The sequence below is a fragment of the Terricaulis silvestris genome, from assembly GCF_009792355.1.
Classification (GTDB): domain Bacteria; phylum Pseudomonadota; class Alphaproteobacteria; order Caulobacterales; family Aquidulcibacteraceae; genus Vitreimonas; species Vitreimonas silvestris.
Map to the genome: position 1 here is coordinate 1,119,595 of NZ_CP047045.1, position 22,889 is coordinate 1,142,483.

Here is a 22,889-nt window from a genome sequence, read left to right on the forward strand (position 1 = left end):
GGTCCCGGATCGCACCCCGGCTTTCGCCGGGGATGCGTCCGGGAAGCGTAACTACCGACTTCCGCGTTGTGCATTCTCCGCGGTCGGCATCGAAGCCGCGGTTTCAGCTGCACGCGCCAGCTGAATGAACTCGGCGCGCCAGCCGAATTCATCTTCGCCGCGTGCGCCTTGGGCGAGGCGGATGACGTCGCCGTAGCCGTAGCCTTGGCGGACGAAGGCGTCGCCGCGGAGGAGCTGGCCGTAGCCGGCGACAGCGGCGGCCCAGCGTGTCGCTTCCGGGGCGCGTGCGATGTCGGTGACGGCGTCGCGGTTGGTGATCGGGCGTTCGATCAGGCGAGACGTGTCGCTGCCCGGCAGTTTGTAGCGGATGCGCAGGAAGGCCAGTTCGCCGGCGGTGGATGCGGACGCGGCGCGATCCTGGTAGCGCAGCGGATCGTTGAAGGTGCGCCCGCCCACCGGGACGATCTCATAAATCGCGGTGACCGCGTGGCCCGCGCCGATTTCACCGGCGTCGATCGCGTCGTTGTTGAAGTCCTCCCGGTTCAGCATCCGCGTTTCGTAGCCGACCAGACGATATTCGGCGACGCGCGAGGGGTTGAACTCGACTTGGATCTTCACGTCGTTGGCAATGGTGAACATGTTCGACGCCATCTCGTCATGCAGCACGCGGCGGGCTTCGTTGATGGTGTCGATATAGGCTGCGACGCCGTTGCCGTTCTGCGCCAGGCGTTGCATCAGCAGGTCGTTGTAGTTGCCGCCGCCGAAGCCGAACACCGAAAGGTAGATGCCGGTGTCGCGCTTGCGCTCGACGAAATCCTGCAACTCGTCGGGATCGGCGATGCCGACGTTGAAGTCGCCGTCGGTCGCGATGATGACTCGATTGACACCGTTGCGGTTGAAGTTCTGCTCGGCAAGGGCGTAGGCGAGCCGCAGGCCTTCGCCGCCGGCGGTTGAGCCGCCGGCTTGGAGATTGTCGAGCGCGGCCAGGATGCGGGCGCGTTCGTTGCCCGGCGTTGGCTCAAGCACCGCGCCGGCGCGGCCGGCATAAACGACGATCGAGATACGATCACGCGCGTTGAGCTGATCCACCAGCAAACGGAAGCTTTGCAGCGCCAGCGGCAGCTTGTTTTCCGGCTGCATTGAGCCAGACACATCAATCAGCAGCGTCAGATTAAGCGGCGGGCGCTGGCGCGGCACGATGTTGTAGCCTTGCAGGCCGATGTGCACGAGTTGGCGGCCTTCGGCCCAAGGCGAGGGCGCTACAGTGACGCTGGTGGAGAAAGGCTGCTCGCGGCTCGCCGGTAGCGGGTAGTCATATCGGAAATAGTTCACCAGCTCTTCGATCCGCACAGCGTCCTGCGGCGGCAGGCGGCCCTCGTTCAGCAGGCGGCGGACGTTCGAGTACGAAGCCGTATCGACGTCGATCGAGAAGGTGGACACAGGCTCCTCGGCGACAATGCGCACCGGATTGGCGTCGGCGTGCTCATAGTTGTCGCGGTTTATGTCGCCCGGCATCGGCTGCGGCGCGGTTTGCGCGTATGGGCGGGCGAACGCACGGCCATCCGACGCTACGCCAAGCGGTGCGGGCGATGGCGGCGCCGAAAGATCCGGCGGCGGCACCCTTTGCTCCGGCGCCCTTCGGCTTTCTTCAACGCGGTTTGCCGTGACGACCATTTCGTCGGTGTTTTCGACGATCGCCGTCTCTTGCTCGTTTTGTGTTGTTGATTGCCCCGCGCAGGCGGCGAGGATCAGCATGCACAGGCTAAGGCCTGCGCGACGTGTGTATGCCAGCATGGACGTTCCCTCCGAACCGTCCGGACACGGTGACGCGTCCGAGTGAGCGCGCCGATCAAGACCAGCTTGCGGCAAGCGTGCGGTATTTTGCGTACACACACGCGTGATTCACGCGAGTGTGTTTGAAACGCTGCTTAGCGGCGATTGCGTTCGCGTTCGGCGAGACGGCGCTGTTCTGGAATCCAGTTGGCGACCAGTTCGTCCAACACCGAGAGCGGCACTTCGCCTTGCAGCAACACGGCGTCGTGAAAACCGCGGAGGTCGAAGTCGGCGGCGAGTTCGTTGCGGGCGCGCTCGCGTAGCCGCATGATCTCGCGCCGGCCCATCTCGTAGCCGCAGGCTTGGCCCGGCCAGACGATGTAGCGGTCAACCTCGGTGGCGATGACGCCGGGCGTGTCGCCGGTGGTTTGGGTGAGATAATCGATCGCTTGCTGGCGGCTCCAGTTCTGCGCATGGAGCCCGGTGTCCACAACAAGCCGCGCCGCGCGCCAGAGCTGCCAGCGCAGAAAGCCGATGCGGCCGACCGGATCGCCTTCATGGAAACCTTGCTCGTCGGCGAGTTCTTCCGCGTAGAGGCCCCAGCCTTCGCTGTAGGCGTTGAAGCCCATGAGCCGTCGCAGCAGGGGCGCGTCGGAAATCTCTTGCGCCAGCGCGATCTGGAAGTGGTGACCCGGGACAGCTTCGTGGAAATCCTGCGTCGGCAAATCGATGCGCGTCATCTCCGCGAGCGAGCGCATGTTGATGAAATAGATGCCGGGCGTGGAGCCATCGAGCGACGGCGGGTTGTAATAAGCGCCCGATTGGCTCGCTTCGAGGAACTCGGGCACGCGGCGCACTTCGAGCGGCGCGCGCGGCATGCGGCCAAATAGATTGGGCGCCCGCGCCATCACGCGCGCGATACGGGCGCGCACGTCGTTGAGCAATTGGGCGCGGCCTTCGTCGGTCTCGGGGTAGGCGTATCGCGGGTCGGCCGTCATTTGTGAAAGCCGGGCGCCGACCGTGCCCTCGGTGAGCCCGACGCGCCGCAGTGCGATGTCGAGCTGGCTGTTCAGGGCGCGCACGCGGTCGAGGCCGATGCGGTGGATTTGCGCAGGCGTCTGGTCGGTGGTGGTTTCGATGCGGAGCGCGGCGGCGTAATAGTCGCCGCCGCGAGGCAGGTGACCGATGCCGGCTTGATCGGTGGCGTTGGCGCGCTCGCCGCGCAGGAACGAAGCGGCGCGCTGATGCGCGGGAATGACGTGATCGCGCACGATCTGTTCAGCGCGCGCGACAAAGCCGAGATTGCGCTGTTCGATCGTAGCGCGGCGCGCTGCATCGGTTTCGGCGGTCGCGAGCGCCGCGAGTTTGCGGCGGAAGCTCGTGACGTAGATCGACTGGATCGGCGGCTCGCCGATGACGCCATCGAGCAGTCCGATCGTTGCGTCGATGATGAAGAGCGGCGGGCGCACGCCGCGCCCGGCATCCAGGCGCGCTTGCGCGGTTTCCTGATCGATCGCGTCGCCAACGGCGCGCAAACGTGTGAGATACGCTTCGGCATCCGCAGTGTTTTGTACTGTGGCGCGATCGTCCATAAAGGAGGGCAGCGTGAGAAAGGCGCTGTCCATCTGATTCAGCACGTAGGGGCTGACGCCGCCCATTGGCGTGAACACGCCGTAGTCGAAGTCCGCGCCCATGGCGGCCGCTTCGAATTGCGCGCGCAGCACATCGTACGTGAGCTGATCGGCGTCGGAGAGATCGCTGGTGTCGAGCGCGCGCAGCTCGGCGTAGCGGCGAAGGGCGGCGCTGCGGCGCGCCTCGGCCGCAACTGGAGAACGATCGTCGAGCTTCGCTGAGAAAGCGCCGCCGGCCTGTTCGGGCGTGACCCCGGCCTGGGTCGCAAGTTCAGGGCTATCAGCTAGAATTTCGCGGGCCCAATCGTCCACGCGGCCGTCGAAAGCGTTCATGGGTTGAGGCCGCTGCGGCCCGCACGCGCTGAGCGCCGCAATCAAAGCTAAACCCGCGATGACCGTCCGACCCATTCCCTGCATTCGCCCCTCGCACTGCACAATCAAGCCGAAACGCCCTGGCATATCATGCGTCGCCTACCGGAAAAGCACTGCAATAGCGCCTGGCTTGCGCTGGACTGTTGCGGAAACCGCGCATTCGTGGTTGGAGAAGCGCCCTGTGGTAGGGAACTCGCGGAGACACTGAATGGCAACCGCCCAAGGCGCCCAAGGCGGCCAGCAAACGCTGGGCAAAATCCTGTTTTATCGCCAACTTGAGCCGCTTTCGATCGAGAAGCATAAAGGCCTGGGCGTCAGCCAAGTCGCCAATCCGTTTTCATTCCTCGCGGACACACACCTGGTGCCGCTGACGGTGGATGAATTCGGCCTCGCGGCGGTTTGCTATCCGATCATTTTCGATACGCAGTCGAAGACACCGCTCGCCGTTATGGGCCTGCGCCCCGGCATGAACGTGTTCCTCGGCGCCGATGGTTCGCTGGATCCGGAAGTCTATCTTCCGGCGTTCGCACGCCGCTATCCGTTCCTGCCGATCATTTCTGGCCAAACCGCTCAAGCGACTCCATCGACTGAGCAACCTGGCAACGACAAGGTCTATGTCTGCATCGATCGCGCCGCGAAGATGCTGTCGTCGACGCCGGAATTGCCGTTTTTCGAAGGCGACCAACCCTCGCGTTACACGCAAGAAGCCATTGGCTTCTGCCGTGAGTTCGACGTGCTCGGCCGCCGCACCGAAGAGTTCGCCAAGCTGATGACGCAGCACGATTTGTTCGAACTGACGCCGCTTGCCTTGCCGCGCGCCAAGAAGGACGGCACGCCGGACGAGCCGCAGAAGATCGGCGAGTATCTACGCATCTCCGAGCAGAAGCTGAACGCGTTGCCGAAGGAAACCTTCCTCGAGCTGCGCGACCGCGGTGTCACCGCCGTGATGCACGCGCACCTGCTCTCGCTGGCGCTTTGGCCGAAAATCCTGTCGCGCGCCGCGCGGATCCAGGCTGCGACTCCGCTCAGCTGAGGTTTCGTGCAACCGCACGGACCGCTCAACCGTACTAAACAAACCGCGCCTTCGGGCGCGGTTTGACTATGGGGCGTATGCTTTGATGAAGCGGCTGTTTGCGACGGTGTTGGTTGCCTTGGCGGCGCTGGTTGCGCCGACAGCGGCGCAGCTGCCCGGTGCGCAGCGCAATGTCGAAGCCGGGCTGCATTCGTCGCGGGCCGCCGTGGCGCCGGGCGAGCGCTTCACCATCGTGCTCCGCGAAACCATCCGCGAAGGGTGGCACACCTATTGGCGCAATCCGGGCGACAGTGGCGAAGCCTCGCAGCTGACCTGGACAACGCCGGCCGGTTGGGCCGTTGGCGAAATCCAGTGGCCTACGCCCGAAGGCATCCCGTTCGCGACGCTGGTGAACTACGGCTACGAAGGCGAGGTGCTGTTTCCAATCGAGGTGACGGCGCCAGCGAACGCACGACCGGGAACGGACGCGACATTCAGTGCGGACCTCTATGTCTTGGTCTGCGCCGACATCTGCATACCAGAAGAGTCCACAGTCACGCTTAGCGTCCCCGTCGCCGCACAAGGCCGCGATGATCCGCAATGGGCGCCGCGCGTCGCTGCGGCCGTGGCGGCGCTGCCACGTGCTGAGGGCTTGACGGCGACGATCGCCCGGAGCGGGCGCCTGAGCGTCGCGCTGCCGAACGCGACCGACTTTCGCAATCCGCGCTTCTTCCCATTCAGCCGCGATGTGATGGAGGCGGCCGCGGCGCAGCGGCCGCGCGTCGGGCCGGCGGGCGTGAGTTTCACATTAGCGCCAGGCGTCAACGACGATTTCGGGACCGTGCCGCTCGAAGGATTGATTGCATTCGAGATGGCCGACGGGACGCGCCGTGGGATCGAGATCTTGGCGGCGCCCGGCGAACCGATCGCAAACACCGACGCGGAAGCGGCGACGTTCTCTGACGATTATCCGCTGCTCGATCTGGAAGGCGCGCCCGAGCTTGTAGCGCCGGCGCTTTCAGCGGTCGCACTGATCGCGACGCTGGGCCTGGCATTCCTCGGCGGGTTGATCCTCAACATCATGCCGTGCGTGTTGCCGGTGCTTTCGGTGAAAGCGCTGGCGTTCGCGGGCGGTGGGCACGCAAGCGAGGCGCGGCGGCAGGGCGTGTTCTACTTTGTGGGCGTGATGGTGACGTTCATGGCGCTGGCCGGCTTGCTGATCGCGTTGCGCGCGGGGGGCGAAGCCGTGGGTTGGGGCTTTCAGTTGCAGGCCCCGTGGGTGACGAGTGGGCTGGCGCTGCTTTTCTTCGTGATCGGTCTCAATCTGCTTGGTGTGTTCGAGTTTGGCGCTAGCTTGCAGAACGCCGGCGAGGGGCTGACGCGTCGCGGCGGCGATATGGGCGCGTTCTTTACTGGCGCGCTTGCCGTCATTGCTGCGACGCCCTGCACGGCGCCGTTTATGGCTGGCGCAATCGGCGCTGCGCTGACGCAGCCGGCAGGCGTGACGCTGCTGATCTTTGCAGCGCTCGCGCTGGGATTTGCGCTGCCGCTGACGTTGCTGCATTTCGCGCCGGCGCTGCAGCGTTTGATTCCGAAGCCTGGCCTGTGGATGGAGCGTGCCAAGCAAGTGCTGGCGTTCCCAATGTTCGCGGCGGCGATCTGGTTGGCGTGGGTGCTTGCGGAACAGGCCGGCGCGGTAGGCGTGCAATCGCTGCTCAACATTGCGGCTGCTGTCGCGTTCGTGCTGTTCGTGGCGCGTTGGGGCCGTGTGTGGCTGATTGTGGGGCTGATCGTGCTTGCCGGCACTGTTGCGGTGAGCTGGCGGCCGATCGTTGGCATGCAGCGGGAAGCGGCTTTGGTCTCCGAACCATGGAGTCCGGCGCGTGTCGCCGCGTTGCGCGCCGAAGGGCGTCCGGTGTTTGTGAACTTCACCGCGGCCTGGTGCATCACCTGCAAGGCCAATGAATTGTCGTCTATGCAGAACCGGCGCGTGGCGCAGGCGTTCGCGGAGGCCGATGTTGCCTACCTCGAAGCGGATTGGACCAATCGCGATGACGAGATCGCGGCGGCGCTGGCCGAGCATGGCCGCGCCGGGGTTCCGCTCTACCTCTTTTACCCGCCCGGCGGCGACGTGCAGGTCTTGCCGCAAGTGCTGAGCGAAGCTTTACTGATCGAAACGGTTTCCGGAGACGCGCCATGAACATCTCACGCAGAGCTTTGCTTCTCGGCGCAGCCGCTGTCGCGATCGTCGGTGGCGCGAGCGTTGCGATCTTCGGCCAGCCCGCGGAAGCTTCCGTCGAGACCGGCGCGCAGGCGCCGGCGTTTTCTGTCGTCGACGCGAGCGGCGCCACGCGCACGCTGAGTGAGTTCCACGGCCGCACCGTCGTGCTGGAGTGGACCAACAACGGTTGCCCGTACGTGCAGAAGCACTATGGAGCGGGCGCCATGCAGGCGTTGCAGCAGGAAGCGACCGCGAGCGGCGTGGTGTGGCTGCAAGTCATTTCGTCGGCGCAAGGCGAGCAGGGCTACCTCGATGGCGCCGGCGCGCGGGCGCGAGTGCAAACTGACAACGCGCATCCGACCGCGACCTTGCTCGACGCCACGGGCGTGATGGGACGCGCGTATGGCGCACGCAACACGCCGCACATGTTCGTCATCAATGGCGAGGGCGTGTTGGTTTACCAAGGCGCGATCGACGATCGCCCATCGGCGCGGCCGTCAACGCTGGAGGGCGCCAACAATTACGTGCGCGCGGCTTTGGCTGATGTCGCGGCGGGACGCGCGGTGCGCGTGGCTGAAACCACGCCTTACGGCTGCTCGGTTAAGTACGCTTAGCGTTGCGCCACGGCTTGTTCGGCTGCGCGGTCGGCGGCAGCCGAGGCGGCCATCGGCGCGATCAGGATGGCGTCGTCCAGCAGCACGCGCAGGTTCATGAACGCGGCGTCGCGCTCGGCCTGATCATCGGCGGATTGAAATTCGGCGGCACGTTCGCGGGCGTCTTCGGCGATGCCGTGAAAGATGCACGGCAGGTCTTGCTCAACACCAGCTGCGCGGAGCGCCACGGAGAGGCGTTCGGCGTCGCCGGAGAATTCCACGATCTCGGTCAGGAAGGCAGGGGTGATTTCGGTCTGAGCCGTCAGGGTGCGGGCTTCGGCCTCGACCTCGGTCGCGAGGGAGGGCAGCTCGGCGAGGCTGACATTCAGCATCAAAGCGAGACAGGTGAGCATGGGCGGGGTCCTTCGCCAAATGGGTGAAACCCCGAAAAGCAAGGACCGGGCCGCGCGACAGGGCGTCCCGCTCGCCCCGGGCGGCGGCTTACGCTAGGAACCCCGGCCATGAAGGACATGAGCGCCAAGACCGTCACCCTCGAGCTGGAGGGGACGCTAACCATCGCCGACATCGAAGCGGTTGCGCTGGGCGGCGCCGAGGTGGCGCTATCGCCTGATGCGCGCGATGCGCTGGCGGCGTTCCGCGCGGCGGCGGAGAAAGCGCTGGGCTCGGCCCTACGGGACGATCCGGATCGGCGCGTCTACGGGCTGAACACCGGCTTTGGGTCGAACTTCAAGGATTACGTCAGCCCCGAGGAGCTGAAGCAGCTCCAGCGCAACTTGATCATATCGCACTGCGCCGGGATGGGGCCGCTAGCGCCGGCGCCGGTGGTGCGGGCCACTATGTTGCTCCGCGCCGCGTCGCTCTCGCGGGGACATTCGATGGTGCGGCCCGTCGTGGTCGAGACATTGATCGACATGCTGAACAATGGCGTGACGCCGGCTGTGCCGCGCAACGGCAGCGTCTCGGCCAGCGGCGATCTCGCGCCATTGTCACACGTGGCGGCGGTGGTGATTGGCGAGGGCCGGGTGATGGGTGCGAACGGCGAAGCCGTGACGACGCGCGAATACCTGAAGAGCGCGAAAGACGCGTTTGCGCCGATCGAACTCGAAATGAAGGAAGGCTTGGCCCTCAACAATGGCTGCCAATACGCCAACGCGTGGGGCGTGCTGGCGACTGCGAAGATGCGCCGGCTTGTCGAAGCAGCGGCGCTGAATGCAGCACTCGGCGTGCAAGTGATGCGCGGCATGGGCCGGCCCTTCCGTGCCGATTTGCATGCGCTGCGCGCGCATGCGGGCTCGGTGACGGTGGCGCAGTGGGTGTTCGATCTGCTGGAGGGTTACCAGTTTCAGAATGTCAGCACCGACGTGAAGTACGAGTACGACGGCCGCATCCAGGATCCGTACAATCTGCGCTGCGCTGCGCAGGTGTTGGGGCCGTGTCTCGAACTGATCGCGCGCGCGGAAAAGACGATGACGATCGAGGCGCGCAGCGTCACCGACAACCCGATTGATCTGAACACCGACGCCGAACGCTATGACCTGGATGAGATCACATCCGGCGGCCATTTCCACGGCATGCCGCTGGCGGTCGATATTTTCGGCCTGCTGCAGGCGGCGGGCATCATGGCGCAGATTTCCAATCTGCGCTGTGCGCGGATTGTCGATGCCAGCCGCAACAAAGGGCTTGGGCCGCAAGTGCGCGGCAACACGCCGAACGCGACGCAATCGGGCTTGATGATTACCGAATACACAACGGCTGGCCTGTGCAATCAGATCTGGGGTCTGGCGATGCCGTCGCATCTCATGTCGATGCCGACGGATTCCGGTCAGGAGGATCACGTCAGCATGGCCGCAAGTGTGGCGATGCGCGCCTATGAGGCGGCCGATTTGCTGGCGGATGTGCTGGCGATTGAAATGGCGTTTGACTCGCAGGCCGAGGCCGTGCGCGGGCGCGAGGCAGGCAAACATGCGCAGGCGCTGGCTCCGGTCGCGCTTGGCAAGCGCACTCAGGCTGCCCTAGAACAGATCAGCAAGACGTTCCCCTTGGTCGATGGCGACCGGGAATTGTCGTGGGACTTGAAGCAATTGTCTGAGGCAGTGCTCTCCGGTGAGATCGTGGCAGCGACCGGCTACGTCTTCGCGGCGCGACATTGACGTTCGCGCCGCGCCCCGACGCGCGCTCGTTCGTCTCTGACCTCCCTCGTTCCTGAAAGCCTCTCACCATGAGCAATTCTGAATCGTCCCGCGTCGCCGCAGAGAAACCACGCGGCTTTGCTGACCGGCTTGGCAAGGCGGCATCCGCCGAAGAGCGCGTCGTTGAAGCCGTTGGCCGCGTCTATGAACAATGGGGCTTCGATCGCCTCGAAACGCCCGCGCTTGAATTCACCGAAGCGTTGGGTAAATTTCTGCCCGACCTCGACCGTCCGAATGAAGGCGTGTTCTCGTTCAAGGACGACGAGCGCTGGCTGTCGCTTCGCTACGATCTCACTGCGCCGCTGGCGCGCTTCGCGGCCGAGCAATGGCAAACGTTGCCGAAGCCGTTTCGCCGTTGGGCGGGTGGGCCGGTCTGGCGCAACGAGAAGCCCGGGCCGGGACGTTTCCGCGAGTTCTGGCAGTGCGACGCGGACACCGTGGGTTCGGCTTCGCCGGCGGCGGACGCTGAGATCGTTGCGTTGGCGTGCGCCGCTGTTGAAGCGGCCGGCGTCGCGCGCGGCAACTACGTGGTCAAAGTCTCGAGCCGCAAGTTGCTTGACGGCTTACTGGAGTTGGTTGGCGTTCCACAAAGCGCTCAGTCGCAACGGCTCGTCGTGCTGCGCGCGCTCGACAAATTGGATCGCCTTGGCGCGGAATGCGTGCGTGCGTTGCTCGGGCCGGGCCGCAAAGACGAGTCCGGCGATTTTACGCAAGGCGCCAAGCTCGAAGCCGCGCAGATCGAGCCGATCCTGAAGTTTGCTACCGCTTCGGCGGAGACACCAACGCCGGATCGAATTCTCGGCCTTTGGAACGAAGTGTCGCCGGACTTCAAAGTCGCGCCAGACAGCATCGCCGATGCTGGCGTGAAGGAACTCGCGCAGATTTTCGGTCTACTGCAAACGATGGGTTATCTCGACGGCCGCGTGCAACTCGACACGTCGGTTGTGCGAGGGCTCGAATATTACACGGGGCCGGTGTTCGAAGCGCAGCTCATCGGCGGCGGCGGCGCGAACTTCGGTTCTGTCGGAGGCGGCGGGCGGTACGACGATCTCGTCGCGCGCTTTACCGGTGAACGCGTGCCGGCGACGGGGTTTTCGATCGGTGTCAGCCGGCTTGCCGCGGTGAAAGAACGGCTCGGTTGGGGTGAAGTCGTTGCAGCGAATGCGCCCGTTGTTGTGCTCGCGCTCGATGGTGATCGCATCGGCGACTATTTCGGCATCGCTCAGGAACTGCGCGACGTTGGCATTCGCGCTGAAGTGTATCTCGGCGGGGCAGGCATGAAGGCTCAATTGAAGTACGCAGACAAACGCGATGCGCCAATCGTTGTGATCCAAGGCGGTGACGAACTGGCCAAGGGCACGGTGACGCTGAAAGACCTGAAGCTCGGCGCACAGCTCGCAAAGGACTTGGGCGAGGACCGCGAGGCCTACGCCAAGTCGCGCGAACAGGCGCAGCGTGAAGTTCCTCGCGGAGAAGTTGTCGCTGCAGTGCAGCAAATGCTCGCCCGCTAGGACGAAAAAGCCACGCTTGGCCGCCTCAATGTCGCCACGCGCTTGACGGCTTGCGGCGGATTGATCCAGGGTCCGCGCCGGCCGTCGGCGTCGCGGGCGGTCGCGTTTCGGGGAGGAGACGCTCTAAAAATTTGCGACGCGAAGCGGCTGCGCCTTGGGGCGCGGCCGCTTTTCGATTCTCAGGGCTTGGGATCGATGTCTTCGAGGACGCCGCGCGCTTCGGCGATATCTTCTTCAAGGCCGAGCGTTTGATGCGCGGTATGGGCGCTGTGCCGGCACACCCAGGCGAGCAGCGTCAAACCGAGCACAGCCGAAACCAGCGATCCGCCCAATACACCAAAGCGCACCGGCCTCGCGAGATCGCTGGCGCCGAATGCGAGCGTGCCGATGAAAAGACTCATGGTGAAGCCAATGCCGGCAAGCACGGAGACGCCGATGATTTGCATCACGGTTCCCGGCAGGCGCTGCTTCAGCGCAGCACTCGCAAGCAATGCGGCGAGCGTGATGCCGAGCGGTTTGCCGAACACGAGACCGAACGCGATGCCCAGCGCGATGGGGTGAAGCAATGCTGCGACGCCAGCGCCTTCGAGCACGACGCCGGCATTGGCCAGCGCGAAGATCGGCATGATGGCGAACGTCACCCACGGTTTCAGCGCGTGCTCGGACTCAATCAGCGGTGAGCCGCCGTCGGCGCGGCGCATTGGTATGGTGATCGCCGTGAGCACGCCGGCGATGGTGGCGTGAACGCCCGAGATCAGCATGAAGGCCCACATCACGACGCCGAGCATCCCGTAGGGCCAGAGCTTGCTCACGCCGCTCTTGTTCATTGCCAGCATCGCGCAAAACGTGACCAGCGCGCCGCCTAGCGCCCAACCAATGAGGTGCGTCGAGTAGAAGAGGGCGATGACGAGAATGGCGCCGAGATCGTCGATGATTGCCAGCGCCAGCAGAAAGAGCCGCAGGCCGCCGGGCACGCGCGGGCCGAGGAGCGAGAGCACGCCGATGGCGAAGGCGATGTCGGTGGCCGCCGGAATGGCCCAGCCGCGCAGATATGCTGGCTCGTGTGCATTGAGCGCGACGAAGATAAGCGCAGGCGCGATCATGCCGCCGAGTGCGCCGGCCAGCGGGAGTGCTGCTTCGCGCGGGTTCTTGAACGGCCCTTCGACGCTCTCGCGCTTTAGCTCGAGCCCGACATAAAGAAAGAAGATCACCATCAGCGCATCGTTGATGATGAGATGCAGGTTTACCGGATGCGCGCCGGCGCCGAGGCCGACCGAGAGACCGGCAATCTGGTCTTCGAGTAGGTGATGAAAAGCCGAACCGGTCGGACCGTTCAGCAACATGAAAGATAGGACCGTCGCGGCGAGGAGCACGAAACCGGGCGCGGTGTCGCGCTTGTGCCAAGGTTTGGAGCTCGTACCGCTGTTGCGGTTCTGCAATAGGTCCTCTGACTTCGCCATTACTCATCGCTAAGAAACGCGTCATCAAAGCGCAACAGCAATCGCAACGCTCAAGCGACGCTTACGATTTGTCCACGCACCAGCCGTGCGTGAAACAAATCTGTCAACGTACTGACCAAAACTCGTCAGCAAACTGTCGCCGGTTTGTCGAGGTGGACCGTTAACAGCCGCCCCGCGAGGCGACGCAGCACTGAGCCAGCGTCGCCCCCGAGGGGGTGTTTCATGCTTTCGAAGAAGTTGTTGTCGGGCGCCGCATTGACGGCGCTCTCGTTGTCCATGGCGGGCGCCGCGCACGCGCAATCGACGGCGTCGCAGATTCAAGACGAAGAGACGACAATTGTCGTCACCGGCGCACGGCGCAGTGTGGACGGGGCGATTGTCGCGGAAACCGCGCCGAAAGCGCGCTCGACCATCACTGAAGAATACATCGGCACGCAGTCGCCGGGTCAATCGATCCTGAGCACGATCAACCTGGTGCCGGGCGTCAACTTCACCAATAACGATGCGTTCGGTTCGTCGGGCGGCAACCTGCGCATGCGCGGCTTCGACGGCTCGCGCGTTCTGGTGACGTTCGACGGCATTCCGCTCAACGACACCGGCAACTACGCCATCTTTTCCAACCAGATGCTCGACCCCGAGCTGATCTCGCGTGCGGTCGTCAACCTCGGCACCACCGACGTCGATAGCCCAACCGCGGCTGTTACCGGCGGTACGATCAACTATGTGACGCGTGTGCCGGAAGATGAAGCTGGTCTGATGTTCGACGTCGCCGGCGGCTCGGAAAACTATCGCCGCGTATTCGCGCTCGCCGAAACCGGCGCGTTTGGCCCGTGGGGCACGTCGGCCTGGGCGTCGGGTTCGTACCAGAACTACGATCAATTCGTCGGTCCGGGCGAACTTGAGAAGTACCAGTTCAACGCGCGGCTCTATCAGCCGGTCGGCGAGAATGGCGACTTCATGAGCCTCGCGTTCCACTGGAACCGCAACCGCAACAATTTCTACCGCACCGGCAATGACGCGGCTTGGGCAGGGGCCGGCGGCAAGCTGGCCAACATCGACACGTGCGTGCTCGACGCGCCGACTGCCGGCGTCGCCGACAACGATGGCTCGGGCTCGTCCAGCAACAACGCCGATCCGGCGAGCTGCACGAACTACTATAACCTGCGCATCAACCCGTCGCACACCGGCAACATTCGCGGTCAATCGCGCTTCTCGCTCGGCGAGAGCCTCACATTCACGCTCGACCCGACGGTCCAGTACGTACTGGCCAACGGCGGTGGCACGACGGTGGTGGCCGAGACCGACAACCGCCTCGATCATTCCGGCACCAACGCGACCGGCCCCGGCGTTGATCTCAATTTCGACGGCGACGTGCTGGACAGCGTTCGCCTCTACTCGCCGAGCAATACCAACACGATCCGCTACACGCTCTCGTCGTCCTTGATCTGGGACCTCAACGACACCAACCGCCTGATCTTCGGCTACACCTACGACACCGGCCGCCACCGCCAGACTGGCGAGTATGGCTATCTCGAAGCGAACGGCGATCCGGAAAGCGTCTGGGGCGGCAAGGACGAGCAGGGCGGCAACCAGATCTTCGACATCGACGGCGACGTGTTCCAGAAGCGCGACCGTCTCTCGATCGCGACGCTGAGCCAGCCAAGCGTGCGCTATGTCGGCGATTTCGCCGACGACACCATCACACTCGACGTGGGCGTTCGCGCCCCGACGTTCACCCGTGAACTCGACCAACGCTGCTGGGCGGCGCTCGGCAGCACCAACGATCCGACCTGCGGCTTCGATCCGGGCGGCACGGCGGTTGACCCATTCGAGACCGAAGTCGAGTGGGATGACGTGTTGGCCAATATCGGTGTGTCGTTTCGCCCTGGCGAAGGCCACCAGTTCTACGCCAGCTACGCCGAAACCATCTCGGCGCCGCGCACGGACGATCTTTACAGCGGCATCGATCCAGCTGACCTGCAGGACTCGGTTGTGCCGGAAACCGCGCAGACCTTCGACGTCGGCTACCGCTTCCAAGCCGGTTCGCTGATCCTTTCGAGCGGCGCGTTCTACTCGCAGTTCGAGAACCGCATCGTGCGCTCGTACGACGACGTGCTCGACATCAACATCGCGCGCAACGTCGGCGCAGTCGACATCTGGGGCGCAGAAGCGCAGGCGGGCTACCAGTTCACCGACGCGTTCTCGCTCTACGGATCGGCCGCCTATCTCGATAGCGAAGTGCAGGACGATCTGGAAACCAGCCCCGGCGTGTTCGCACCGACCGGCGGCAAGCAGCTGGTCGAAACGCCGGACTGGACCTTCGCTCTGCGCGGCGAATACGAGGGCGGTCCGTTCACACTGGGGGGACAAGCCCGTTACGTTGGCGAACGCTGGCGCACGGACGTGAACGATCTGGCCGCCGGTGCGTACACGGTCATCGATTTCGATGTGAACTGGGAGTTTGCCGAGAGCACCGCGCTTCAATTCAACCTGCTCAACGCGTTCGATGAATCTTACCAAGGTTCACTTAGCACGGCGACGACCGGCACGCCGAACTACATGATCGGTTCGCCGCGCACGGTCCTGCTGTCGGTGCGCACTGAGTTCTAAACCCTAGCGTCTCAATCCTCCCGAGATGCATGACTTCGGGGCGGCTTCCCAAGAGCCGCCCCGATTATTTTTGTGGTGTTGTGTGGCGGGCAAGCGGACGCACCTCGCGGTGATTGTTCAACGCGAGCGGATGAACCCAACGGCGCGGCGTGGTCGTGCTACGAGCTGTTGAGGATGACGGCGCTTGTGCGTGCGACGCTGGTGATCGGCGTGCTGTAGGCGAATCGCGGCGCGCGGCGCAGCTTCGTGAAGCGGCGCTTCAGGCGGCGGACGATGCGCGCGATCCAGCGCTCCGGATTGGCGAGAATGGCGTAGAGGTGTTGGGCTTGCGCGATCGTGTCGGGCGCTTTGAGCGCGCGATTGAGCGCGTGGCCCACGAGGACGCGCGCGCGTAAGCGCCGGCATGATCGCGATGGATCGTAACAGCGTGGCCTATGGGGCTGAGGCGGCGGCGTGACGCGGCGCAGCGCGTGCACCTGCAGAAGGATGCGCGTGCGTCGTCGCGCTTGCGCCAGCAAAGCGGCGGCGCGCCGGGGCGCGATGTGCGCCAGCACATGCGCGACAAACCACACCAGCCAAAGTGAGAGCCATTTGTGGAGGCGGTTGAGGCGAAGCTCTGTGGGGAGCGCGGGGGCGGGGGCAGTGTGCAAGCGCCGTGAGGATACGCCCGTGTGTCTAGGGGGCGGATAGATTTGGGCGCTTTTCGTGGAAGTGGTTGGAAATGCTGGGTGGGACGCGCGGGATTCGGGGGATTGGGGTTTGTGCGCAAACGCGCGCGGTTTGGTGATGCCCGGGCGTCCGCTATTCGCCGGGAGCGAACCCTAGACTGTCTCGCCCATAGGCCAGAATTTCTGGCCGACGAGTCGGTGCCGGTAGATCGCGTTGACCACTATGTCATCGCAGCAAATCGTGCTCGGCGAGTACAACAGGCCGAAGATGTGGTGATCACCAACCAAGTCTGACTTGAATAGCAGGTCTGTATCTATCCCGAACAGCAAGCGACGCTGCGTTTGCTCAAATCGAGGCACCCATTTTTCCTCGATCTTTATTGCCGGATGCGTTTCATCAAGCGCCGCAATGCGGCGTGTGAGGTCTGCGAGCCAATATTTAGGCGCCGGCGAGCCGTCGTGTAGTGTCGCGATGGCCTCGCGAAACTCAAACGCTGAGCTCGCATCAATTGCTTCCAAGATGCCTTTGGCGCGATCCGACATAACGACAATGCCGCGCGTGTTGTGGGTCTGTATGTCGCACAAATGAAGCCCGACGCGTGGCCGTTCGAAACGCAACTCCGGCTTCGGCATATCCGGCGCGAAGCCAGAGCCCACCCCTCCGGAGCAATCTCCGGGATCAGCCAGAGGTCCTGGAGCAATGTCGAGGCTCCAATGCGCATCGAACGGCGGCGGCTGGTTTATCCAGTCCGCGAACGTGCAGTCGTCTGACACGAAGGAGTATATTTTCTTGCCCACGCAATTCCTCTTAGCGTCAGCCGCAGATAGCGCCTCCTAAGGTCGCTCAACAATGCTTTCGTGGCGCACACGCAAAAGCCATTGGCTAAGCCTGAGGTCCGCTCCGGGCCAGAAGCGGAAATCTCGGCCAATCGCGTACCTTTGCAGTGATGCTGCGCGCACGCTCGCGCTCCAACTGCGTGCGGTTCGTCACACCTTCTCTTTTGGCGCGGATACGCTGCGCGTCACGGTTTCGGTTTTGAATTTGGGCTTGGGCAAAAGCCGAAAACGCGTCTGACACCATGCGAAGTCAACGCCGACATCGAGCAACGCATCAGAGCGTCCGCACGGGCACGCGAACTCCATGACCGCGCCGACGGTATACGTTTCGCCCACGACGAGCGGGACTTGCTCGCCCGTCAGGTGGTTTGGCGCAGCGTTGACGCACAGAACCAAATCGCCGGGACCAACAGCATAGCTCATGGCTTTTCATCCCTCAGGCTGAGTTGGAAGGATAGACCTGGAGCGAGACCGGGCAAGAGCGGCGTTTGCCTCGTGCTGCAAACAAAAACGGCGGAGCTTGCGCTCCGCCGTTTCCGTTTTGGTGCTGAGTGGCTGGATTAGTCCGCCTTCGCTCTGCGAGCTTCGGCGCGATGATCGGCTTTGCCGATCAAAAGTCCATGCCGCCCATGCCGCCCATGCCGCCGCCGCCCATGCCGCCGCCGCCGTGGCCCGAATCCTTCTTCGGGGCTTCGGCGATTGTGGCTTCGGTGGTGATGATGAGGCCAGCGACCGAGGCTGCGTCTTGCAGCGCGGTGCGGACCACCTTCACGGGATCGATGATGCCGGCTTTCAGCATGTCGACGTATTCTTCGTTCTGCGCGTCGAAGCCGTAGTTTTCGTCCTTCGATTCACGCAGCTTGCCGACCACGATCGAGCCTTCGACGCCGGCGTTCTCGACGATCTGCCGCAGCGGCGCTTCGAGCGCCTTGCGGATGATGGCGATGCCGACGTTCTGGTCTTCGTTGTCGCCCTTGATGTTGAGCTTGAACGCCGCGCGCAACAGCGCCACGCCGCCGCCCGGGACGATGCCTTCTTCAACCGCAGCGCGGGTCGCATTGAGCGCGTCATCAACGCGATCCTTGCGTTCCTTCACTTCGACTTCCGTGGCGCCGCCGACCTTCAAGACCGCGACGCCGCCGGCGAGCTTCGCCAGACGTTCTTGCAGCTTTTCCTTGTCGTAGTCGGACGTGGTGTCTTCGATCTGGGCCTTGATCTGGGCGATGCGGCCTTGGATGCCAGCCTTCTCGCCAGCGCCGTCGACGATGGTGGTGTCGTCCTTCTTCACCACGACCTTCTTGGCTTTGCCGAGCATGTCGATGGTGACGTTTTCGAGCTTGATGCCGAGGTCTTCGCTGATGACTTGGCCGCCGGTGAGGACGGCGATGTCTTCCAGCATGGCCTTGCGGCGATCGCCGAAGCCCGGCGCCTTCACCGCCACGACCTTGAGGCCGCCGCGCAGCTTGTTGACGACGAGGGTCGCGAGCGCTTCGCCTTCGACGTCTTCAGCGATGATGAGGAGCGGACGCTGCGATTGCACTACCGCTTCCAGGATCGGCAACATCGCTTGCAGGCTGGAGAGCTTCTTCTCGAACAGTAGGATCAGCGGATCCTCGAGCGTCGCTTCCATCTTGTCGGCGTTGGTGATGAAGTACGGCGAGAGATAGCCGCGGTCGAACAGCATGCCTTCGACCACTTCGAGTTCGGTTTCGAGCGATTTGGCTTCTTCAACTGTGATGACGCCGTCATTGCCGACCTTGGCCATCGCATCGGAGAGGAACTTGCCGATGTCGGTGTCGCCGTTGGCGGCGATGGCGCCGACCTGGGCGATCTCTTCCGGGCCAGTGACTTTCTTGGCGCGCTTCTTCAGGTCTTCGACGATCGCGGTCACGGCCTTGTCGACGCCGCGGCGCAGATCCATCGGATTGCGGCCGGAGGAGACGGCCTTCATGCCTTCGCGCACGATGGCTTGAGCCAGCACGGTGGCGGTGGTGGTGCCGTCGCCGGCTTCGTCGTTGGTCTTCGAAGCGACTTCACGAATGAGCTGGGCGCCCATGTTCATGAACTTGTCTTCGAGCTCGATTTCCTTGGCGACGGTGACGCCGTCCTTGGTGGTGCGCGGCGCGCCGAACGACTTTTCGATCACGACGTTGCGGCCCTTCGGACCGAGCGTGACTTTTACGGCGTTGGCGAGAATGTCGACGCCGGCGAGCATACGCTCGCGCGCATCGGCGCCGAAATTGACGACTTTAGCAGCCATTGTGTTTGTACCTCTGTGTTTGAATTCGACTGTTGCGCCGACGGCAGTCGGCAATAGGCAGTCGGCAGTCGAAGCGCCGGCAGTTCACGACTGCCGATTGCCGACTGCCGATTGCCACGCTTAGGCGGCTTCCTTCTTCGCCTTCTTCTGTTCGATGACGCCCATGATGTCGGACTCCTTCATGATGAGGAGCTCCTCGCCGTCGATCTTCACTTCCGTGCCCGACCATTTGCCGAACAGGATTTTGTCGCCGACCTTCACATCGAGTTCGATGCGCTCGCCGTCTTCATCGCGGGCGCCCGGGCCGACGGCGATGACTTCGCCTTCTTGCGGCTTTTCTTGAGCCGTGTCGGGGATGATGATCCCGCCCTTGGTCTTCTCTTCTTCTTTCACGCGCTTGACGACAACGCGGTCGTGCAGGGGACGAAAGCTCGCCACTGGTGATACTCCCTTGGTTTGAAAGGCCTTTTAGCTTTTCACCGAGGGCTGGCACTCAGCCCGCTCGGTTGCTAACGGGCGTGAGATAGGGGGTGGAGGGGGCGAGGTCAACACCCTGCAAGCGCAGGGCTTTCCTGCGCCGGGAGCCGAAAGCAGCTCGGCGCGTTCGATACCGCATGAACCGCCCAGGCCAACACGATCCCGAGCCCGATCGGCCCGACCTGCCGCCGCAGCCGCCGACCGAAAGTCCGGACCAGCCCATCGATGAACCGCCGCTTCCACCAGGCCCGCCGCCGCCGATCACTGCGCAAGCGGTCTACGGGCTGGCGCGGGCGCGCCGCGTTAGGCTGATCCACTAACGAAGACGGGGCCGCGATTGCTCGCGGCCCCATCTCCCGTCTCTCTCAGGCGCGCTCAGTAGTAATCGTCGTCATAGAGCAGCGCATCGAGGATGATGCCGCTCGCGATGGCGATCAGCAGGATGTCGCCGTCAGCGTAGACATAGCGGCAGCCATACGGCGCCGGCGGCAGCCGGTAATAGAGATCCCACGGCACCGGCTCCCAATAGAGCCACGCCGGGATCAGGTAGCCGACCGACCAGCGGCGATACGGACGTTGCCAGCCGTCATAGGCCCACCAGTAGTAATTGCGGCCGTAGTAGCCGCGCACGATCGATGCGTAGCCGCGATCGAAATAATAGCCGTGCCGAACGTGACGCCAGTCGTTGTAGCGCGGGCGATCGAAGTCGCGGTGCGAGTTGCGGTAGCGGCTATAGCGGTTGTCATGCCGACCGCGGTCCCATTCCTGGCGATGATTGTCATCGTCGCGCCAATCACGCCGGCCATCGCGGCCCCAATCACGTCCGCCGCCGCGCCGGCTGCGTTCGTTGCTGGCCTGATCGCGACCGCCACGGTTGCGATCCCAATCGCCGCCCCGGTTGTCGCGGCCATCGCCACGGCGGGCGTTGTCGTCACCGCGATTGTCGCGGCCATCACGGCCGTTCCATTCGCCACGGCGATCGTTGTCACCGCCACGGCCGGCGTTGTCGCCACCGCGTCCATCGCGGCCGGTCCACTCACGTTGGCCGTTGTCGCCGCGTGTACGATCACCGCGACCGTCATTGCCGCCGCGTCCGGCCCCGTCGCGCTGGCCGTTGTCGCCGCGCGTGCGATCGCCACGGCCGTCATTGCCGCCGCCTCGTCCGTCGCGGCCGGTCCATTCGCGCTGGCCGTTGTCACCGCGGATGCGATCGCCGGCGCGTTGGCCTTGATCGCCTCCGCCGCGCCGCGCCCATTCGCCTTGGCCGTTTAGATCGCGGCGAGCGCGATCGCCTTGGCTGCGATCACCCTGTTCGCGGTCCTCACCGCGCGCACCCTGGGCGCGGTCTTCACCGCCGCGACGAGCGCGGTCGCCTTGCTGGTCTTGACCGCCATTACGCTGCACCCGTTGGCGTTGGCCGTCATCGCCGCCGCGCACGCGGCGCGCGTCGTCGCCGTCGTTGCGGCCACCGTCCAAGCGTCGGTATGGCGTCTGATCGGTTTGTGCTGCCGGCGGCGGCGCCGGCGCAGCGCGCGGCGCCTGTTGGCCATCGTCGCGACGGCCACGGTCGCGCTGACCGTCATCGTCGCGCCGTTCGCCGCGTTGTCCGCGATCACCGTTATTGTCGTCACCGCGTCGGTTATCTCCGTCGCGCCGCTCATGGCGACCGCGATCGTCGCGCTGCGCATTTGCGGCCGGAGCCACTAGTGCCGCAGCGCTCAAGGCGGCGAGCGCCGCTATGAGGGCTTTTTTCATTCGAAGGGCTCCCTGTGCATCCTCTCGGACACACCCTCGCAAGGAAAGCATCTTCTTTGCCGTCTGAACGGGAGCTGAATCGGCACTGAACGCGCACGCGAGGCGCGATTCAGGTTGGTCTATTTCGGTTTTGCGGCGCGCATGAAGAAGCAGACGGCGGCGCCGACATGCTCCGACAACTCCCTGTCGGTAACGCGGTAAGCGTCATCCGCGAGCGCGCGGTAGTGATGGCGGCTGCGCCAGAGCTCCAACAGGTAGGAGGCCGCCATTTCGTGATCATCGATCTGAGCGCCGCGCGCTTCGAGAAAGCGCGCGATGACAGCGCGCACGCGCTCCGCGCCGGTATAGATGTAGCGTTGCAGGTGCTCAGGAAACTTCCGGCCTTCGCCGACCACGATGCGGAAGAAGGCGAGGTTTTCCGGCATGAGCAGGGCGCGGACGTAATGCTCGCCGATGGCTTGCAGACCGGCTTCCAATTGCAGGTGGTCAACGCTGTCCGGCGTGATGTCGCGGATGAAGCGCTCGTGCTGATCCTGCGTCACCGCTAGAAACAGCCCCTCCTTGTTGCCGAACTGGGCGTAGAGGGTGGCGAGCGAACCGCCGGCGCGGCGCACCACGTCGTTGACGCTTGCCGCCTCGTAGCCCTGTTCGAGGAAGACTTCCCGAGCGGCCTGAAGGAACGCCTGCCGCCTGGCGACGCCACGGTCCGGGGCGCGGGCCTGCGAGGCCACTCTGTCTCCAGGAAGTGTCACGGACACGATCCTAATCCCGGATGAGAGCCGTGGGAAATAGCGCCTACGGCCTACTTCGGGTTATTCTACGCTGGGTTGTCCGCGCTCGCGGTAGATCGACGACGTGATGTGTCGCGCTAAGCGGCTTTGTCCGGCGCGCAGAGCGCGTCTTTGATTGAGCCGACGATTTCCGGGCCGAGGGGCGCAGCCTTCGACGGAAAGGCGCCAAGCAGCGCGCCGTCTTTGCCGATCAGGTATTTGTGGAAGTTCCAGCGCGGCAGCGCGCTCTCGCCCAGCTCTTCGGCAACCCATTTGTAAAACGGGTGGCGCTTGGATGGCGTGCTGATGTCGACCTTCTCCGTCATCGGGAAAGTGACGTGATAGGAATTGTCGCAGAACTCGCGGATCTCGGAGGCTTGGCCCGGCTCCTGATGGCCGAAGTCGTTGCAAGGCACGCCGAGGATGACGAGGCCTTTGCCGACCTTGGCTTCGTAGAGCGCTTCGAGATCGCGGTACTGCGAAGTGAAGCCACACGCGCTCGCCACGTTCACGACGAGGACGGCTTTACCGGCATAGTCTTCGAGCTTGATCTCGCCCGGCTCGTTGAGTTTGGCGAAGGTGAAATCGTGTGCAGTCGTCATATGTGGTGTCGGGGCTTTTCTGGCCGGAAGGCGGGGCATGTAGACCTCTTGAAGCGCCCTCGCAATGCATGTGGCGTTCCGTGGGGGGCGGTGTTACAGGCCTAACGCATGAGTGACTGCCTCCGTT

At 64.1% G+C, this 22,889-nt stretch carries 19 protein-coding genes; 7 read left to right on the forward strand and 12 right to left on the reverse strand.

All coding sequences use genetic code 11. The features are described from left to right. Nucleotides 1-51: 51 nt before the first annotated feature. Both DSM104635_RS05410 and DSM104635_RS05415 read right to left on the reverse strand, forming a co-directional pair. Nucleotides 52-1,794 (reverse strand): vWA domain-containing protein, encoded by a 1,743-nt coding sequence (locus tag DSM104635_RS05410; RefSeq protein WP_158765225.1) that lies wholly within the window; start codon nucleotides 1,792-1,794, stop codon nucleotides 52-54. 134 nt (nucleotides 1,795-1,928) lie between these two features. After that, nucleotides 1,929-3,737 (reverse strand): DUF885 domain-containing protein, encoded by a 1,809-nt coding sequence (locus tag DSM104635_RS05415; RefSeq protein WP_158765226.1) that lies wholly within the window; start codon nucleotides 3,735-3,737, stop codon nucleotides 1,929-1,931. Nucleotides 3,738-3,984: 247 nt separating this feature from the next. Here DSM104635_RS05415 and DSM104635_RS05420 point away from each other — a divergent pair, with 247 nt between their 5' ends. The 3 genes from DSM104635_RS05420 (at nucleotide 3,985) to DSM104635_RS05430 (ending at nucleotide 7,623) form a co-directional block, all read left to right on the forward strand. Continuing rightward, entirely contained in the window at nucleotides 3,985-4,809 is an 825-nt protein-coding gene (locus tag DSM104635_RS05420) for a SapC family protein (RefSeq protein ID WP_158765227.1), read from the forward strand. 85 nt (nucleotides 4,810-4,894) lie between these two features. Continuing rightward, entirely contained in the window at nucleotides 4,895-6,988 is a 2,094-nt protein-coding gene (locus DSM104635_RS05425) for a protein-disulfide reductase DsbD family protein (RefSeq protein ID WP_158765228.1), read from the forward strand. Next, nucleotides 6,985-7,623, forward strand: coding sequence for a thioredoxin family protein (locus tag DSM104635_RS05430; RefSeq protein ID WP_158765229.1), 639 nt, complete (start codon nucleotides 6,985-6,987; stop codon nucleotides 7,621-7,623). The genes DSM104635_RS05425 and DSM104635_RS05430 overlap by 4 nt, the downstream gene beginning before the upstream one ends. On the opposite strand, the gene DSM104635_RS05435 is transcribed toward DSM104635_RS05430, so the two are convergent. Continuing rightward, nucleotides 7,620-8,015, reverse strand: coding sequence for a hypothetical protein (locus DSM104635_RS05435; RefSeq protein ID WP_158765230.1), 396 nt, complete (start codon nucleotides 8,013-8,015; stop codon nucleotides 7,620-7,622). The two genes, DSM104635_RS05430 and DSM104635_RS05435, sit on opposite strands and share 4 nt — an antisense overlap. A 108-nt stretch (nucleotides 8,016-8,123) precedes the next feature. Here DSM104635_RS05435 and DSM104635_RS05440 point away from each other — a divergent pair, with 108 nt between their 5' ends. Continuing rightward, a complete protein-coding gene (locus DSM104635_RS05440) occupies nucleotides 8,124-9,773 on the forward strand; it encodes an HAL/PAL/TAL family ammonia-lyase (RefSeq protein ID WP_158765231.1) in 1,650 nt (549 codons plus the stop codon). 68 nt (nucleotides 9,774-9,841) lie between these two features. Further along, entirely contained in the window at nucleotides 9,842-11,323 is a 1,482-nt protein-coding gene (gene hisS, locus DSM104635_RS05445; RefSeq protein ID WP_158765232.1) for a histidine--tRNA ligase, read from the forward strand. Between the two features lie 179 nt (nucleotides 11,324-11,502). On the opposite strand, the gene nhaA is transcribed toward hisS, so the two are convergent. After that, nucleotides 11,503-12,783 (reverse strand): Na+/H+ antiporter NhaA, encoded by a 1,281-nt coding sequence (gene nhaA, locus DSM104635_RS05450; protein ID WP_158765233.1) that lies wholly within the window; start codon nucleotides 12,781-12,783, stop codon nucleotides 11,503-11,505. Nucleotides 12,784-13,005: 222 nt separating this feature from the next. Between nhaA and DSM104635_RS05455 the strand changes: the two genes are divergently transcribed. Further along, complete coding sequence (locus tag DSM104635_RS05455; protein ID WP_158765234.1) at nucleotides 13,006-15,393, forward strand: TonB-dependent receptor domain-containing protein; 2,388 nt, start codon at nucleotides 13,006-13,008, stop codon at nucleotides 15,391-15,393. Between the two features lie 158 nt (nucleotides 15,394-15,551). On the opposite strand, the gene DSM104635_RS05460 is transcribed toward DSM104635_RS05455, so the two are convergent. From DSM104635_RS05460 to groES, 5 genes are all read right to left on the reverse strand, one after another. Continuing rightward, nucleotides 15,552-16,043 carry a hypothetical protein gene (locus DSM104635_RS05460; protein ID WP_158765235.1) on the reverse strand — a complete coding sequence of 164 codons (492 nt, stop codon included), beginning with the start codon at nucleotides 16,041-16,043 and terminating at the stop codon, nucleotides 15,552-15,554. 171 nt (nucleotides 16,044-16,214) lie between these two features. After that, on the reverse strand, nucleotides 16,215-16,859 hold the full coding sequence (locus tag DSM104635_RS05465) for an imm11 family protein (RefSeq protein ID WP_158765236.1): 645 nt from the start codon (nucleotides 16,857-16,859) through the stop codon (nucleotides 16,215-16,217). 189 nt (nucleotides 16,860-17,048) lie between these two features. Beyond that, nucleotides 17,049-17,321 carry a hypothetical protein gene (locus DSM104635_RS05470; RefSeq protein WP_158765237.1) on the reverse strand — a complete coding sequence of 91 codons (273 nt, stop codon included), beginning with the start codon at nucleotides 17,319-17,321 and terminating at the stop codon, nucleotides 17,049-17,051. Nucleotides 17,322-17,508: 187 nt separating this feature from the next. After that, complete coding sequence (groL, locus tag DSM104635_RS05475) at nucleotides 17,509-19,158, reverse strand: chaperonin GroEL (RefSeq protein ID WP_158765238.1); 1,650 nt, start codon at nucleotides 19,156-19,158, stop codon at nucleotides 17,509-17,511. Nucleotides 19,159-19,278: 120 nt separating this feature from the next. Then, nucleotides 19,279-19,596: a co-chaperone GroES gene (gene groES, locus DSM104635_RS05480; RefSeq protein WP_158765239.1), complete on the reverse strand. Its 318-nt coding sequence runs from the start codon at nucleotides 19,594-19,596 to the stop codon at nucleotides 19,279-19,281. A 176-nt stretch (nucleotides 19,597-19,772) separates the two neighbouring features. On the opposite strand from groES, the gene DSM104635_RS05485 reads away from it, so the two are divergent. Then, the gene (locus DSM104635_RS05485) at nucleotides 19,773-19,955 is read left to right on the forward strand and encodes a hypothetical protein (RefSeq protein WP_158765240.1); all 183 of its coding nucleotides are present in this window, start codon (nucleotides 19,773-19,775) and stop codon (nucleotides 19,953-19,955) included. A gap of 55 nt (nucleotides 19,956-20,010) precedes the next feature. Here DSM104635_RS05485 and DSM104635_RS19860 read toward each other — a convergent pair whose 3' ends face one another. From DSM104635_RS19860 to DSM104635_RS05510, 3 genes are all read right to left on the reverse strand, one after another. Continuing rightward, nucleotides 20,011-21,390, reverse strand: a complete 1,380-nt coding sequence (locus tag DSM104635_RS19860; protein ID WP_228445885.1) for a hypothetical protein — start codon at nucleotides 21,388-21,390, stop codon at nucleotides 20,011-20,013. A 119-nt stretch (nucleotides 21,391-21,509) separates the two neighbouring features. Then, nucleotides 21,510-22,121, reverse strand: a complete 612-nt coding sequence (locus DSM104635_RS05505) for a TetR/AcrR family transcriptional regulator (protein WP_228445887.1) — start codon at nucleotides 22,119-22,121, stop codon at nucleotides 21,510-21,512. A 137-nt stretch (nucleotides 22,122-22,258) separates the two neighbouring features. Then, nucleotides 22,259-22,762, reverse strand: a complete 504-nt coding sequence (locus tag DSM104635_RS05510) for a glutathione peroxidase (RefSeq protein ID WP_158765245.1) — start codon at nucleotides 22,760-22,762, stop codon at nucleotides 22,259-22,261. Nucleotides 22,763-22,889 lie beyond the last annotated feature (127 nt).

Bases quoted from the DNA above. Each gene is read 5' to 3' on its own strand.
- DSM104635_RS05410 (WP_158765225.1), bottom strand. From the start codon at position 1,794: ATGCTGGCATACACACGTCGCGCAGGCCTTAGCCTGTGCATGCTGATC.
- DSM104635_RS05415 (WP_158765226.1), bottom strand. From the start codon at position 3,737: ATGAACGCTTTCGACGGCCGCGTGGACGATTGGGCCCGCGAAATTCTA.
- DSM104635_RS05420 (WP_158765227.1), top strand. From the start codon at position 3,985: ATGGCAACCGCCCAAGGCGCCCAAGGCGGCCAGCAAACGCTGGGCAAA.
- DSM104635_RS05425 (WP_158765228.1), top strand. From the start codon at position 4,895: ATGAAGCGGCTGTTTGCGACGGTGTTGGTTGCCTTGGCGGCGCTGGTT.
- DSM104635_RS05430 (WP_158765229.1), top strand. From the start codon at position 6,985: ATGAACATCTCACGCAGAGCTTTGCTTCTCGGCGCAGCCGCTGTCGCG.
- DSM104635_RS05435 (WP_158765230.1), bottom strand. From the start codon at position 8,015: ATGCTCACCTGTCTCGCTTTGATGCTGAATGTCAGCCTCGCCGAGCTG.
- DSM104635_RS05440 (WP_158765231.1), top strand. From the start codon at position 8,124: ATGAAGGACATGAGCGCCAAGACCGTCACCCTCGAGCTGGAGGGGACG.
- hisS (WP_158765232.1), top strand. From the start codon at position 9,842: ATGAGCAATTCTGAATCGTCCCGCGTCGCCGCAGAGAAACCACGCGGC.
- nhaA (WP_158765233.1), bottom strand. From the start codon at position 12,783: ATGGCGAAGTCAGAGGACCTATTGCAGAACCGCAACAGCGGTACGAGC.
- DSM104635_RS05455 (WP_158765234.1), top strand. From the start codon at position 13,006: ATGCTTTCGAAGAAGTTGTTGTCGGGCGCCGCATTGACGGCGCTCTCG.
- DSM104635_RS05470 (WP_158765237.1), bottom strand. From the start codon at position 17,321: ATGAGCTATGCTGTTGGTCCCGGCGATTTGGTTCTGTGCGTCAACGCT.
- groL (WP_158765238.1), bottom strand. From the start codon at position 19,158: ATGGCTGCTAAAGTCGTCAATTTCGGCGCCGATGCGCGCGAGCGTATG.
- DSM104635_RS05485 (WP_158765240.1), top strand. From the start codon at position 19,773: ATGAACCGCCCAGGCCAACACGATCCCGAGCCCGATCGGCCCGACCTG.
- DSM104635_RS19860 (WP_228445885.1), bottom strand. From the start codon at position 21,390: ATGAAAAAAGCCCTCATAGCGGCGCTCGCCGCCTTGAGCGCTGCGGCA.
- DSM104635_RS05510 (WP_158765245.1), bottom strand. From the start codon at position 22,762: ATGACGACTGCACACGATTTCACCTTCGCCAAACTCAACGAGCCGGGC.